Consider the following 12,520-nt stretch of genomic DNA (forward strand, 5'->3'; position numbering starts at 1 on the left):
CGCAGTGGTGCACAATTCGCTGGCATTGCACCGTAGTTCAGAGAGGCGGCACGTTCGTGGCTGTCCAAGAGATGTCCAGAGGTATCCACACCACGGCCTGCACCTGCGAGGAGTGCGCACGTGAGGGCCACCGCCGCGCCGTCGCCGCCTTCTTGGAGAAGCGCGACGAGTTCGCCTCCGGGCTGGGCGTGCCGGCCGCCGTGGCCCACTCGCTCGGCGCCTCCCGCCAGTGGGTCTCCGACGAACTGACCCTGTCGGCCCGTACCGTCGCCGACCGGGGCCGGGAGGCCGGGAACTCCTGGCTGTACCTGTTCTCGCGGCGGGCCGTCCTCGCCGTGTGGATCGCCGCCGGGGTGCTGCTGCTGGTCCAGGTCGCCGCCGCGCTCGGCACCGGCTGGTCCGCGGCGCGCACCGCCGGGCTGCTGGCGGCCGTGGCGCTCGCCGGGCTGCTCACGGTCGCCGCCCGCGCCCAGTCGGTGCGCGGCGGGCTGCTGGCCCCACTGGTCGGCGAGGACAACCGGCTGTCCACCTCGAAGGCGGTGCCCAGCGCCTGGGTGGTGCTGACGGCGTTCGCCACGCTGCTGCCCGCGCTGCGGCTGGCCGCCTCGGCGCCGGGGCCCGAGCGGCAGGCGCTGTACGCGGGCCTCGCGCTGGACCGGGCGCTGCCGCTGCTGGCGGTGGTCTCGCTGACGTCGGCGGTGGCGGTGCTCGTACGCCGCGTGGTGTCCGTACGGATCATGGGCCAGCGGCTCCAGAAGCTGCCGGCCGACCGGCCGCGCGGAGTGGACCTGCTGACGGACGACGCGGGCCGCGGGAGCTTCCCGGACGCGCAGTACGTGCTCGTCTCGACGGTGGTGCTGGCCTACGCGGCGGCGTCGCTGGCCCGCTTCCCCGACCGGCTGCCGCAGCTGCCCTGGGCGCTGGCCCTGCTGGTGGCGCTGTCGGCCGCGGTGTACCTGGCGGCGAAGTACGCGGAGGGCACCCGCCCGCTCGTGCTGTCGGTGGTGCGCAGACGGGAGCCCGGGGATCTGGACGCGGCCGTCCGCCCCGGGGACGACATCGAGATCCGCGGCGTGGGCTTCGTGCCGCCCGGGGCGCAGACCCCGGAGATGCTGGCCCGGCTGGTGGTGCGGATCGGGGCGGTGCACGTGCACGTACCGCTGGTCCCGGTGCCGGGCGGGTTCACCAACCCCTCCGACGCCGTGCTGACGGTGCCGGTCCCGGCGGAAGTGGAACCGGGGCGCATCGAGATCCAGGTGGTCACGGCCGCAGGAGTGGAATCCAACCGCTGCACCATCGACGTTGCCGAGTGATCGGGGTACACATGTCCCGTGACCCGAACCGATGTTCTTGAAGCCGAAGCCCCTCGTGACGCGGCGGGACTGCGCGAGCTGGCATCCCGGTACGCGCTGCTGCCCCTGCGGATCTTCCTGGGCGTGACCTTCGTCTACGCCGGGCTGGACAAACTGACCGACTCCGCGTTCCTCTCCGCCAGCGGTGACGGCTCCATCGGCGACCTGATGCGCGGGGTGCGCGACACCTCCGCGATCCCCGCCCTGGTGGACCTGTCGCTGAACGCCCCCGTCGGCTTCGCCGTCGCCCTGGCCATCGGGGAGATCCTGGTGGGCCTCGGGACCCTGGCCGGTCTGCTGACCCGTGTCGCGGCCGTCGGCGGAGCGCTGATCGCGCTCAGCCTGTGGCTCACGGTGTCGTGGGCGGTGACCCCGTACTACTACGGCAACGACCTCCCGTACATGGTTTGCTGGGTGCCCCTCGTGCTGGCCGGAGCACCCTACTGGTCACTGGATGCCCTGATCAGGCGCAGGCGGAGTGCGACCACCTGAGGACGGCACTACCCGAGGTAGGGGGTCTCCCGGTCCTCCAGGAAGTGAGTCAGCCTCAACCGTTGTGTGTGGTGCATGTCCAGCGAGCCGAGGGCTCCAGGCTCCACCCAGCGGAGTTCCAGGGACTCATCTGAGACGGCCAGGGTCCCGCCCACCAAGCGGGCCCGAAAGCACACGTTGAACTGTCGGCGTACCTCTCCGTCGGTGTACGCGATGACGTGCCGGGGGTCGGTGTACGTCCCGACAAGCCCAGTGATCTCCACGTCCAGGCCAGTCTCTTCCTTGACCTCTCGGACGGCCGTTCCGGGCAGACTGTCGGTCATCTCTGTTTGTAAGACCGACCGGCAGTAGGCGTCACTTGAGTCGTCGGGTGGTGGGGCGGGTGTCCCAGCGGTATTGGAGCGTCGCGCGGCGGATGAGCATGCGGAGCGTGACGATCGTGGCGGTGAGGTGCAGGTAGAAGTCCACGACGTTGCCGTTCTTCTCGGTGCAGCGCCGCAGTTTGCCGAAGCCGTTCATCCACGAGTGTGCGCGCTCCACCACCCAGCGTTTCCCGGCTTGGATTGGGGCGGGCACACCCTTGCGGGCGATCTCGACGGTGAAGCCGAACTCCTCCAGCGCGGTCCGGGTCTTCGCGCTGTCGTAGCCGCGGTCCAGGTTGACGTTGACCTGCTCGGGGAGTGGTCCGACCTGGGTTTTCACGGCGTCGAGGGTGGGGATGAGCAGGGGCGAGTCGTGCCGGTTGGCTCCGGCGGAGACCAGGCCGAGCGGAACACCGCGGGCCTCGGCTGCTACCGAGCGTTTCAGGCCCTGCTTGCCGCGGTCGACCGGGGAGCGGCCGGCCTTCTCGCCGCCGCAGGGCGCCTTGGTGATGCAGCCGTCGACCGACAGTTCGTCGAGTTCCAGGCCGATCATGCGGTCGTACGCCTCCAGGGCCAAGGCGTGCAGTTGCTGACATATCCCCAGGTCGGCCCAGTGTCTGACGCGGCGTCGGATAGTGCGGTCGGAGCAGCCGGGACTGGCGATGCGTTCGTAGCCGGAGCCGTGCACGAGGGCAGCGATCACGTGCTCGAAGACGATCCGGTCGGGGAGGCGCGGATTGTGGCAGCCAAGCGGATGGCCGTCCACGTGCGCGGGCAGCAGCGCCGCGAACTGGTCCCACAGGGGTTCGAGCAGGCATGATGGCAGGACAGGCACGAGCCCTCCGGTGATCACTGAGCGTAGAGAACTCCATGATCACTCAGGCTCGTGCCTGCCTTGCGCTCGGGCCGCCGATCACCGACACCCACGGCCCTACTGCCGGTCGGTCTAAGCACTTGTTTGGGCTCCAGTGCACGGAGTTCTTTTGGCTCCGACGGACGTTCGACCGCCGGGCCGGTGATGGGCTGATGCACAGACATGGCCTGCGAGAAGAGGCCGTCAGGGGCTCGGGTGAGCCGTCGACCATCGGTTCGAGGGTGGGGCCAAAAGAAGTCCGTACCCCGGGGCCGGCTCAAGTGCTTACAGACAGTCATCTCCATGCCTCCGCCCGGCAAAGCCCATAGACCGCTGTCTGAGCGCCTCTGAACCAGGATGCGGCCCTTGTCGTCGGTCACCACAGCAGACGCCGCTACAACCATGCTGTTCGGCTCCGGGGCGTCCGGGTCATCGAAGTACTCGATGCGTGCCACTAGCGGACCTCCCGGGCCGTCGACCAGACGGCGTCAAAGCTCTCGGCGTAGGTGTCGAACATGGATCCGCCCTCAACGCGTCGCAGGTGCCACACCGGCGCACCGTACGCGTTAACGCCCCACACGTGGGCATTGACCAGGGCTTGGTCGTCGGCCCTGTAGATCGAGTTGTAGAGCGTCGTTCCGTGGGTCCTGATCTCCACGCCAGCGACGTCGACAAGCGACCGGTAGTGAAGCAGCGCCAGCCGGCACCGTGACTCAATGCCGTGCCCGAACCTCTCCTCCTGGCCCCGGAGCTGAACCTTTTGTGAGTCGGCGTCACCCAGGCAGATGCGCACTTGGCATCCGGCCTCTGCCCTCTCCCTGAGTAGGTCATTGAGCCGGGGATACGCCTCATGCAGGAAGACGGCCGCATAGACCAGGACATCGACCCGCTCTTGAGCTGACGACAGAAGGTCGACGAACACCGATACCGGGAGGTCTGCCCGCTGCTCGTAGAGGGCCACCAGTTCGGGACTCACAGCCTTTGCCGACCGAGCCTGCCTCAATGCGGGCCACAGTGCGTGTATGTCCTCTCCCAGGGCCTCGGCAGCCTTCATCGCGGTTGCCCTCCTGGGCACTCTCCCGAGGTTCACCCATCGCTCAACACTCTTGGGGTCAACTCCAGAGGCTTCGGCGAGAGTCGAGTGTGTCCAACCCCTGGAAGCCATCGTTGCTTACAGACACTCATTGCCAGCCATAGGGACGTTCTACCCCCATCGGGACGTCCCAAAGTGGGGAATGTGCGAGGTTCCCCCGTCCTGGCTGCCGGCCGGACCATGAAGCCTCTCAGCGAGGGAGAGCAGAGGACCGGACGTGGTGATCCAGGCAGCAGCAGATACAGACGCAAGCCAGTGGGAGTACGTGACCTATGCGCCAAGGGGTGAGACGTGCCCAGCTTGCTTGAAGCAGATCAAGCCCCTTGAGCGGGTACGTCGTGGCCGCTTCGAGCGTCAGCCAGGCGCCCCCATTGTGGTCTATCACCACTACGAGAAGTGCTCGGCGTGATCACGGCGCGAGATATCGGCTCCAGGGTGAAGGATGCGGCTGGACGGATCGGCATCCTGCGTGACGTCATCCCTGACTATGAGGACCCATCGGAACCTCCGCAGGAGCGCCGCAAACGGTCTGTGACCTTTCTGGCGCCTGAGCATGGGGGCCGTGAGTGGCTGGTCCCTCCCTAGGCGGTCGAGCGGGTTGACGCCTGCGAGCCTGTCTCAGGTGCTCTCACAGAGGTACCGGTACAGGGTGGCCCTTGAGACTCCAAGGGCCTTGGCGATGGCGCTGACGCTTTCCCCCTTGCCCTTCCGTGCCTTGGCCACTGTGAGCATGTCGTCAGTGATGACTGTGGGGCGTCCGCCAGTTCGCCCCTGGGCCTTGGCCGCTTCCAGCCCGGCCTTGGTGCGCTCCCGGATGAGGGAACGCTCGAACTCCGCCATGGCTCCGATCACTTGGAGCATCAGACGGCCATCCGGAGTGTTCGGGTCGATGTTGGCCAGTGCGCCAGTCAGCACCTTGAAGCCGATGCCTCGTTCTGCGAGCCCGTCCACCATTGCCACCAGGTCGATGAGGGACCGCGCAAAGCGGTCCAGCTTCCACACGCAGAGCGAGTCGCCGCCCCTGAGGTAGTCCAAGGCCGCCTTGAGTTCCGGCCGCTCCGCGTTCTTCCCTGACGCCTTGTCGATGAAGGTCCGAGAGCATCCCGCAGCCTCCAACGCATCGAGCTGTAGCTGTGCCTCCTGGGCATCGGTCGAGACCCTGGCGTATCCGATCAGGTGGCCTGTTGCCGTACCGGGCATCGTCATGGGGAGACAGTCTCACAACTCGTCTCAGAACATCAAGGGTTGAGTCATGTTTCGAGACGGGTTTTGAACACCCTCGGAGACCCCTTGGCGGTCATCGTCGACATGTCCCGGTAACCATGGTTTTTGAGACGCTCTTCGGCGGCCGCCAGGCGGGCCCCTCTGGCTGCGATAGGCTCGGGGTAACGCTTAGTGAATACCTTCCTGCGGACCGCCGGGGCGCCTTCTGTTCATCCTGTACGGGTTTCCTGGGTCGTCTTGGCTTCTTGTGCCTTGGTGTTGATTACTCCATGTGAAGCCTTGGCGATGTGATCCCGATCTCAGTTTCCTGGGCTCCGTCCGGGAATCGCTCGCAGGGCACGTACATCTATTTTGAGGGGTTCTCTATATCTACTAGCAGTGGGCCCCCTTCGGGGCCCAGCTGTTATCAGTGGATAGTGAATGGCTGGCTCAGGTTGCCTAGGTCCACCTCGGCGCCGAAGTCGATGGTATTGGAGACTCCCTTGACGAGTGGGTTCAACCGGACACTGATTCCTGCCTTGAGTAGGTGACGTGTCCTCTCGGTGTCGTTACCTTCGTTCCGCTCCCACATGTGGCGGAAGGTCTCCCCAGTGTCCCGGTATTCGTACCTATCCGGCTTGTCTCCCTCGGCCGCCAGGGAGTCGTGTTCCTCATAGAGGGCTGCAATCTCTTCCTCGGTGGACTTCTTGGCGAATCCGGACGAGTTCTTGCCTCCGGGGCGGATGGACCTCTGGAGTTCTGTTACGTACTCCTTGATTTCCTGGATTCTCTGCGAATTGTTCGAGCCCTTGACGTAGTGACGTTCGTGCATGGGGAAGTCTCCGATGACTCCCAGCACCATGCTCTCTACGGTCTCCCTTACCTTCTCGGCTCGGAAGGCGTAGCCCTTGCCGCAGGACTCCCGGTTGGCCGACTTGTTGCAGCGGTAGACGGGCTTACCCTGCTGCCTCTCCGGATTGAAGAGGTACAGGTTCCCTCCGCAGCCGCCGCAGAGGACGACGCCACGATAGGCAGTCGTGTTCTTTGTGGAGCGACGGCCGGCACTGGGACGCCCATTCATTTCATCCTGGAGCTTTGTACATTCTTCGTCTGTGAGAATCGGGTCTGCCATCCGGATCTTCCCCTCAGAAGTCAGGATCGGTTGGGATACCCCGTACTTCTTTCCGGGAACCTTCACCTCCTCGCACTTCCAGCCGAGGATGGTTTCGGACCTCAGAATGGTTGTGAGAGTGCGACTCCGCCAGATCGGCAGTGGATCGCCGTTGTTCTTCCGGCGATTGGACATCCTCTCGCCCCCAGGGGACGGAATCCCTCGGGCGTTGAAGTCGTCGCAGATAGCCGAGTAGGGTTCTCCGTCCTCGACGACCCGCTTGTGCATCTCCCGAATGACTTCCTTCTGATTCTCGCGCACTCGGAGTCTCATTGCTCCGTCGGTGTCACGGAAGGATTCGTAGCCGTAGGGCGGATTTCCCTTGGCCCAGACATTCTTGGATTTGGCATAGTTCTGGAAGGACTTGACTCGCATTGAGATGTTCTGCGCTTCAGTCTCGGCAATGGCCGCGAACAAGTCGATGATGACGTGCCGAAAGGGGCCGACCATGTCGAGTACAGGTTCCTTGGCTGAAACCAAGAACTTCCCGCCGTGAGCGGTCGCCCATTTGATCATGTCTTGCATGTCGACGACTTTGCGGACGAACCTGTCCATCTTCCAGAAGAGTAGTAGATCGAATTCAGGTGCCCGATTGTTGAGCCATTCACCGAGTTCTGGTCTCTCAAATGGATGAGATTTGGTGGCGGAGATGTGGGCGTCTTTGGCTACGCCCACAACCTGCCATCCGAGGTGCTGCCTCTCGGCTACGTAGGCCATGCAGTCCTGGAGTTGGCGCTCCAGCGAAGTGGATGCGTCGGTCTCGTTGCTGATCCTGAGGGCGATCAGTACACGCACAGGCTTCATGGCAGGGCACCCTACAGCAGCAGTACGCCAGTGACCTCGTCTACCTGATTGCGTGGACCCCGCTGATCCTCGCCGGGGCGCCCTACCTGTCGCTGGACTCCGTGATCCGGTCGCGCCTGTCCCGGCGTACGGCGTAGGTCACCATCCCGACCAGGGCGGCGAACGAGAGACCGCCCAAGGTCATCGGGATGACGAGGAACCACGGCAGATCGGCCTCGCCGACCGCATCGAGCAGGTACAGCACGCCCGCCGCGATGAGGACCAGCCCCGCGAGGAGCCGTCCCGGCTGGAACTCATGACGCCGCACGGGCCACCTCCACCTGTCCCACACCCGTGTTCAGGTGCAGCTCGATCGTTCCGCCGGCCTCGGTGCCGGCGGCGGGCGGCAGCGTCGCCCGCCGGTGCTCGCCGCCGCTGCGGATCCGGACGTCCCGGCTCGTCTCCCCGGGCATGTGGATGTCGCCCAGACGGACCGAGACGTCGGCCTCGGCCGTCACCTCCCGGGGCAGGATCACCTTGAGCCGCCCCGCGTCGAGGGAGGCGCGGACCGGGACGGTGGCGCCCTTCGGCACGTCCAGGCGGCTCAGGTCCAGCACGGCGAGCCCGGTGCCCGCCTCGTACGAGGGCCGTACGTCGGCGACCGCGGCGGGCCGCCATTCGGTCCGCCGCCAATCGGTGCCGATCTCGGAGGGCAGCGCCGAGACCCCCGCGAGGAGGCCCGCGGTGACGACGGCGAGCAGGATGGTGCCGAAGCCGGTGCGGCCCTTGACCGAGCTGACGGCGAGGCCCAGGCCGAAGACGGCCAGCGCGCCGGCCAGCCCGATCTGCAGGGCGTGGCCGAGGGTGCTGCCCTCCCACACGGAGGCGGTGGAGACGATCCCGGCCAGCAGGGCCAGTACGAACACCCGGCCGCCGATCCCGCCGAGCGGGCGGGGCGCCGCCGGGGCCGCCGGGGGAGCCGCCGCGGCGACCGGGCCCGGTGCGCCCGCGACGGCGTCGTCGTCCGGGCCCCACAGGTAGCCGCTCGACCCGACGGGGCCGGTGGTGCCGTCCTTGACCAGCGGGTCCCGCCACCACGACGGGCCGCCGGGCGTCGGCGGGGCCTGGGTCTCGGGAGTCGGCGGGCGGTGGCCGGCCGCGTCCTCCGCCTTCGGCGGGAAGGTGTGCCGGTGCCGCTGCGACCAGTACGCCGCCCCGCCCAGGGCGAGGGCGGCCAGGACCGAGAAGACCGCCAGCCCGCCGTTGTCCAGCATCGACAGGAACAGCGCGCAGCCCACCAGCGCGGCGAACACCGCCGCCAGCGTGGCCCCCTCGACCCGGCCCGTCAGCAGCTTCTTCGCCTCGCTGTCCTCCTCGCCCTCCTGGGGGAGCAGCAGCCACGCGAAGCCGTAGAAGATCAGACCGACGCCGCCGGTGACCGCGAGGACACCGAGGACGATGCGGAAGACCACCGGGTCCAGGTCGAAGTACCGGCCCAGGCCGCCGCACACGCCCGCGAGGACCTTGTCGCGCTTGCTGCGGCGCAGGGGCGGCCGGGCGTCGGCGGCCGGGGGACCCCCGGGCTCTGCCGTCGGGGGTTCGTGTACTTCGGTCATGGGTCCATGGTGACGGGCCTGCGGGGCGTGCGGCATCGGGCCCTACCCTGGCGCAACCCTGATATCCCCCGTACAGAAGTGGGGGGATGCCCTGATGCCGGGCCGTCGCCGCCCGTGTGACCCTTGGTGACATGCCCGTAGCCGCCGCTCCCCGTACCCCGCACGCACCGGAGACCCCCCAAGGATCTGAACCGCCGCAGCGCAAGCTCTACCGCAGCGCGGACGGCCGGATGCTCGGCGGCGTCGCGCGCGGTCTCGCGGGGCACCTCGGGCTGCCCGTGATCTGGGTCCGACTGGCGTTCCTGGGCCTGTTCATGTGGGGCGACGGGCTGGGCGTGCTGCTGTACGCCGCGTTCTGGGTCTTCGTACCGCTCGGCGTCGGCGGCCGCAGCGGGCACCGCTCCTTCTTCGAGACCCTCCCCGACGGCAGCCGCCGCCTGCGCAAACCCGACCGCGGGCAGATCGCCGCGCTGATCGCCCTGTCCGTCGGCGCTGGCATCTTCATCTCGCAGGTCCAGGTCGGCGGCGCCTCCGGCCGGTACGTGTGGCCGACGCTGCTGGTCGGGGCCGGTGTGGTCCTCGTGTGGCGGCAGGCCGACAACGCCCGCCGCGCCCACTGGACCACGGCCGCCGGACGGCACGGGCGCCTGTTCCAGGTCGCCCGGGCCCTCGCCGGCGTCGCCCTGGTCGGCGTGGGCCTGACCGTCTTCATCGTCGTACGGGGCTCCGCCGCCCAGCTCGGCAACGTCCTCACCGCCACCCTCGCCGTCCTCGTCGGCGTCGCCCTGCTCGCCGGACCCTGGCTGATCAGGATGACCCAGGACCTCTCCGAGGAACGCCTGATGCGCATCCGTGCCCAGGAGCGCGCCGAGGTCGCCGCCCACGTGCACGACTCGGTGCTGCACACCCTCACCCTGATCCAGCGCAACGCGGAGGACGTCGGCGAGGTGCGCCGGCTCGCGCGGGCGCAGGAACGGGAGCTGCGGAACTGGCTCTACAAGCCCGAGGGCACCGGCAAGGAGGAGGCGGAGGAGCCCGCCACCCTGGCGGAGGCCGTGAAGAAGACCGCCGCAGAGGTGGAGGACCACCACGGCGTCCCCATCGAGGTCGTCGTCGTCGGCGACTGCCCGCTCGACGAGAGGCTGGCGGCGCAGGTCCAGGCCGCGCGCGAGGCGATGGTCAACGCCGCCAAGTACGGTGGCGAGGGCGGCCCCGTGCAGGTGTACGCGGAGGTGGAGGGGCAGAAGGTCTTCGTGTCCGTACGGGACCGGGGACCGGGCTTCGACATCGACGCGGTACCGGACGACCGCATGGGCGTACGAGAATCGATCATCGGCCGGATGCAGCGCAACGGCGGGACCGCACGGCTGCGGTCCGCGCCCGACGGCGGCACGGAAGTCGAGCTGGAGATGGAGAGGGCGGCGAACGCAGGATGACCGAGGACAGCGCTGTGGCGGAGACCAGGAGGGTCCGGGTGGTCCTCGTCGACGACCACCGGATGTTCCGCACCGGAGTGCAGGCCGAGATCGGCGAGACCGCGCGGACCGGGGTCGAGGTCGTCGGCGAGGCCGCCGACGTCGACCAGGCCGTCACCGTCATCACCGCCACCCGGCCCGAGGTGGTCCTGCTCGACGTGCACCTGCCCGGCGGCGGCGGGGTCGAGGTGCTGCGGCGCTGCGCCCCGCTGATGGCGGCGGCCGAGGCCCCCGTCAGATTTCTGGCGCTGTCGGTGTCCGACGCGGCCGAGGACGTCATCGGGGTGATCCGGGGCGGCGCGCGCGGCTACGTCACCAAGACCATCACCGGCACCGACCTGGTGGACTCGGTCTTCCGCGTGCAGGACGGCGACGCGGTGTTCTCGCCGCGGCTGGCGGGCTTCGTGCTCGACGCCTTCGCCTCGACGGACGCGCCGCCGGTGGACGAGGACCTGGACCGGCTCACCCAGCGCGAGCGCGAGGTGCTGCGGCTGATCGCACGCGGGTACGCGTACAAGGAGATCGCCAAGCAGCTCTTCATCTCGGTCAAGACGGTGGAATCGCACGTCTCGGCCGTGCTCCGGAAGCTCCAGCTCTCCAACCGCCACGAGCTGACCCGCTGGGCGACGGCCCGCCGGCTGGTGTGACCTGCGGCCCGCGGCCGGGACGCCCGGCCCGCGGGTGTGACCTCTGACCTGCGGGTGTGACCCACACCGCAGGTCGGACGGGCAACCGGGGAGGGTCGCGCCGCCCTCTACGGTGGCGTGATGAGCTTGACGGGGACACCCTTCTTCGTGACGGTGATCGCGCTGACCGCGATCGCCGTCGTCCTGCCGCTGGCCGTGTGGAGCAAGGTGCGCGGCCCTGCCGTCGTACGCACCGCCATACGTGCGCTGATGGTGGTGTTCGCGCAGGTCACCGCCGTCGCGGTGGTGTTCGTCGCCGTCAACAGGGCCGAGCACTTCTACGCGTCCTGGGGAGACCTCTTCGGCACCGGCAAGTACGTCACCGCCGCCCCCGACCTCGGCCCGGACGGGCTCGGCGGGAAGAAGGTCGAAGAGGCCCCGAAGGTCAAAGCGCAGTTCCAGCCGGTCGAGGGCCTCGGCGGCCGGGTCCAGAAGACCGAGCTCGACGGCAAGATATCCGGGGTCAAGGGCGACGTCATGGTGTGGCTGCCGCCGCAGTACGACGACCCGGCCTACAAGGACAAGAAGTTCCCGGTGGTCGAGCTGATCCCGGGCATACCGGGGACGGGGAAGTCCTGGTTCCAGGGGCTCAAGGCGCACGAGGTGCTGGAGCCGCTGATGAAGAGCGGCAAGGTGCAGCCGTTCATCCTGGTCTCGCCGCGCGCCATGCTGCTCGGCAACGGGGACACCGGCTGCGCGAACATCCCCGGCAAGGTCAACGCGGACAGCTGGTTCAGCGTCGACGTCCGCAAGATGGTCGTCGACAACTTCCGGGCCTCGGACGAGGCCCGCACCTGGGGCGTGGCCGGGTACTCGGCCGGCGCCTACTGCGCCGCCAAGCTGGCGGTCCTGCACCCCGACCGCTACAGCGCGGCCGTCTCGCTGTCCGGCTACAACGACCCCGGCCAGGAGCCCTCCTTGGTCGCCCAGGATCCGCAGCTGCGCACCACGCACAACCTGAAGAACCTGCTCAAGGCCGCGCCCACGCCGCCGGCGGTCTCGCTGTGGATGTCGGGGGCCGAGCAGGACGGCTACCTGTCCGGCATGGACCTGAAGGGTCTCGCGCAGAAGCCGACCGTCGTGCACGCGGAGAAGGTGGTCGGCGGTCACAACCTCGAATCGTGGTCCAGGCAGCTGCCGCAGACCTTCGGCTGGCTGAGCACGGTCGTCAAGGCGCCGTAGCCGGGCGGTCGGCTGCCGGGCGTCCGCCTCGGCCGGCGTCCGCCGATCGGCGGACGCCGCCCGCCGAGCGGCCGTCGCGCTGATCGCCGTGGTCGCCTTCGCGCCGCTCCTCGTGGTGTTCGCCTTCGCGGGAGTGCCCGGCCCGCAGGGCGGGGTCGACGAGATCCTCTACTGGCACCGGGACAACCTGCTCGTCTTGTTCGCGGGCGGCGTGCTCTGGACCCTGGCCGTGCTGGCGTACCAGCGGCGGAC

At 68.3% G+C, this 12,520-nt stretch carries 12 protein-coding genes and 2 pseudogenes; 5 read left to right on the forward strand and 9 right to left on the reverse strand.

The features are described 5' to 3' along the window. Nucleotides 1-71 precede the first annotated feature (71 nt). Both OG332_RS26865 and OG332_RS26870 read left to right on the forward strand, forming a co-directional pair. The gene (locus OG332_RS26865; RefSeq protein WP_442816209.1) at nt 72-1,313 is read left to right on the forward strand and encodes a hypothetical protein; all 1,242 of its coding nucleotides are present in this window, start codon (nt 72-74) and stop codon (nt 1,311-1,313) included. A gap of 18 nt (nt 1,314-1,331) precedes the next feature. Further along, entirely contained in the window at nt 1,332-1,844 is a 513-nt protein-coding gene (locus OG332_RS26870; RefSeq protein WP_327415856.1) for a DoxX family protein, read from the forward strand. An 8-nt stretch (nt 1,845-1,852) separates the two neighbouring features. Here the strand turns inward: OG332_RS26870 and OG332_RS26875 are convergent. From OG332_RS26875 to OG332_RS26910, 8 genes and pseudogenes are all read right to left on the reverse strand, one after another. Then, nucleotides 1,853-2,170, reverse strand: a pseudogene (locus OG332_RS26875) (NUDIX domain-containing protein); the annotation flags it as partial. 28 nt (nt 2,171-2,198) lie between these two features. Beyond that, nucleotides 2,199-3,041 (reverse strand): IS5 family transposase, encoded by an 843-nt coding sequence (locus OG332_RS26880; RefSeq protein WP_327414200.1) that lies wholly within the window; start codon nt 3,039-3,041, stop codon nt 2,199-2,201. 317 nt (nt 3,042-3,358) lie between these two features. Beyond that, nucleotides 3,359-3,514, reverse strand: a pseudogene (locus OG332_RS26885) (NUDIX domain-containing protein); the annotation flags it as partial. Then, nucleotides 3,514-4,224 carry a helix-turn-helix domain-containing protein gene (locus OG332_RS26890; protein WP_327415858.1) on the reverse strand — a complete coding sequence of 237 codons (711 nt, stop codon included), beginning with the start codon at nt 4,222-4,224 and terminating at the stop codon, nt 3,514-3,516. The pseudogene OG332_RS26885 and the gene OG332_RS26890, both read right to left, overlap by 1 nt. A 546-nt stretch (nt 4,225-4,770) precedes the next feature. Further along, complete coding sequence (locus OG332_RS26895; protein ID WP_327415859.1) at nt 4,771-5,358, reverse strand: recombinase family protein; 588 nt, start codon at nt 5,356-5,358, stop codon at nt 4,771-4,773. A 424-nt stretch (nt 5,359-5,782) separates the two neighbouring features. Beyond that, nucleotides 5,783-7,330, reverse strand: a complete 1,548-nt coding sequence (locus OG332_RS26900) for a recombinase family protein (RefSeq protein ID WP_327415860.1) — start codon at nt 7,328-7,330, stop codon at nt 5,783-5,785. Nucleotides 7,331-7,412: 82 nt separating this feature from the next. Further along, nucleotides 7,413-7,637 (reverse strand): hypothetical protein, encoded by a 225-nt coding sequence (locus OG332_RS26905; protein ID WP_327415861.1) that lies wholly within the window; start codon nt 7,635-7,637, stop codon nt 7,413-7,415. Continuing rightward, the gene (locus tag OG332_RS26910; RefSeq protein WP_327415862.1) at nt 7,624-8,925 is read right to left on the reverse strand and encodes a PspC domain-containing protein; all 1,302 of its coding nucleotides are present in this window, start codon (nt 8,923-8,925) and stop codon (nt 7,624-7,626) included. The genes OG332_RS26905 and OG332_RS26910 overlap by 14 nt, the downstream gene beginning before the upstream one ends. Before the next feature lie 131 nt (nt 8,926-9,056). On the opposite strand from OG332_RS26910, the gene OG332_RS26915 reads away from it, so the two are divergent. From OG332_RS26915 to OG332_RS26925, 3 genes are all read left to right on the forward strand, one after another. After that, on the forward strand, nt 9,057-10,361 hold the full coding sequence (locus tag OG332_RS26915; protein ID WP_327415863.1) for an ATP-binding protein: 1,305 nt from the start codon (nt 9,057-9,059) through the stop codon (nt 10,359-10,361). After that, on the forward strand, nt 10,358-11,047 hold the full coding sequence (locus tag OG332_RS26920) for a response regulator transcription factor (protein WP_327415864.1): 690 nt from the start codon (nt 10,358-10,360) through the stop codon (nt 11,045-11,047). The genes OG332_RS26915 and OG332_RS26920 overlap by 4 nt, the downstream gene beginning before the upstream one ends. A 120-nt stretch (nt 11,048-11,167) precedes the next feature. Then, a complete protein-coding gene (locus OG332_RS26925) occupies nt 11,168-12,268 on the forward strand; it encodes an alpha/beta hydrolase (protein ID WP_327415865.1) in 1,101 nt (366 codons plus the stop codon). Here OG332_RS26925 and OG332_RS26930 read toward each other — a convergent pair. Next, nucleotides 12,255-12,446: a hypothetical protein gene (locus OG332_RS26930; protein WP_327415866.1), complete on the reverse strand. Its 192-nt coding sequence runs from the start codon at nt 12,444-12,446 to the stop codon at nt 12,255-12,257. The genes OG332_RS26925 and OG332_RS26930 overlap by 14 nt on opposite strands. Nucleotides 12,447-12,520 lie beyond the last annotated feature (74 nt).

Source organism: Streptomyces sp. NBC_01233 (assembly GCF_035989305.1).
Classification (GTDB): domain Bacteria; phylum Actinomycetota; class Actinomycetes; order Streptomycetales; family Streptomycetaceae; genus Streptomyces.

What these genes read in the sequence shown, in the direction of transcription:
- OG332_RS26865 (WP_442816209.1), top strand. Translation starts at nt 72, where the DNA reads ATGTCCAGAGGTATCCACACCACGGCCTGCACCTGCGAGGAGTGCGCA.
- OG332_RS26890 (WP_327415858.1), bottom strand. Translation starts at nt 4,224, where the DNA reads ATGGCTTCCAGGGGTTGGACACACTCGACTCTCGCCGAAGCCTCTGGA.
- OG332_RS26895 (WP_327415859.1), bottom strand. Translation starts at nt 5,358, where the DNA reads ATGACGATGCCCGGTACGGCAACAGGCCACCTGATCGGATACGCCAGG.
- OG332_RS26900 (WP_327415860.1), bottom strand. Translation starts at nt 7,330, where the DNA reads ATGAAGCCTGTGCGTGTACTGATCGCCCTCAGGATCAGCAACGAGACC.
- OG332_RS26910 (WP_327415862.1), bottom strand. Translation starts at nt 8,925, where the DNA reads ATGACCGAAGTACACGAACCCCCGACGGCAGAGCCCGGGGGTCCCCCG.
- OG332_RS26915 (WP_327415863.1), top strand. Translation starts at nt 9,057, where the DNA reads ATGCCCGTAGCCGCCGCTCCCCGTACCCCGCACGCACCGGAGACCCCC.
- OG332_RS26920 (WP_327415864.1), top strand. Translation starts at nt 10,358, where the DNA reads ATGACCGAGGACAGCGCTGTGGCGGAGACCAGGAGGGTCCGGGTGGTC.
- OG332_RS26925 (WP_327415865.1), top strand. Translation starts at nt 11,168, where the DNA reads ATGAGCTTGACGGGGACACCCTTCTTCGTGACGGTGATCGCGCTGACC.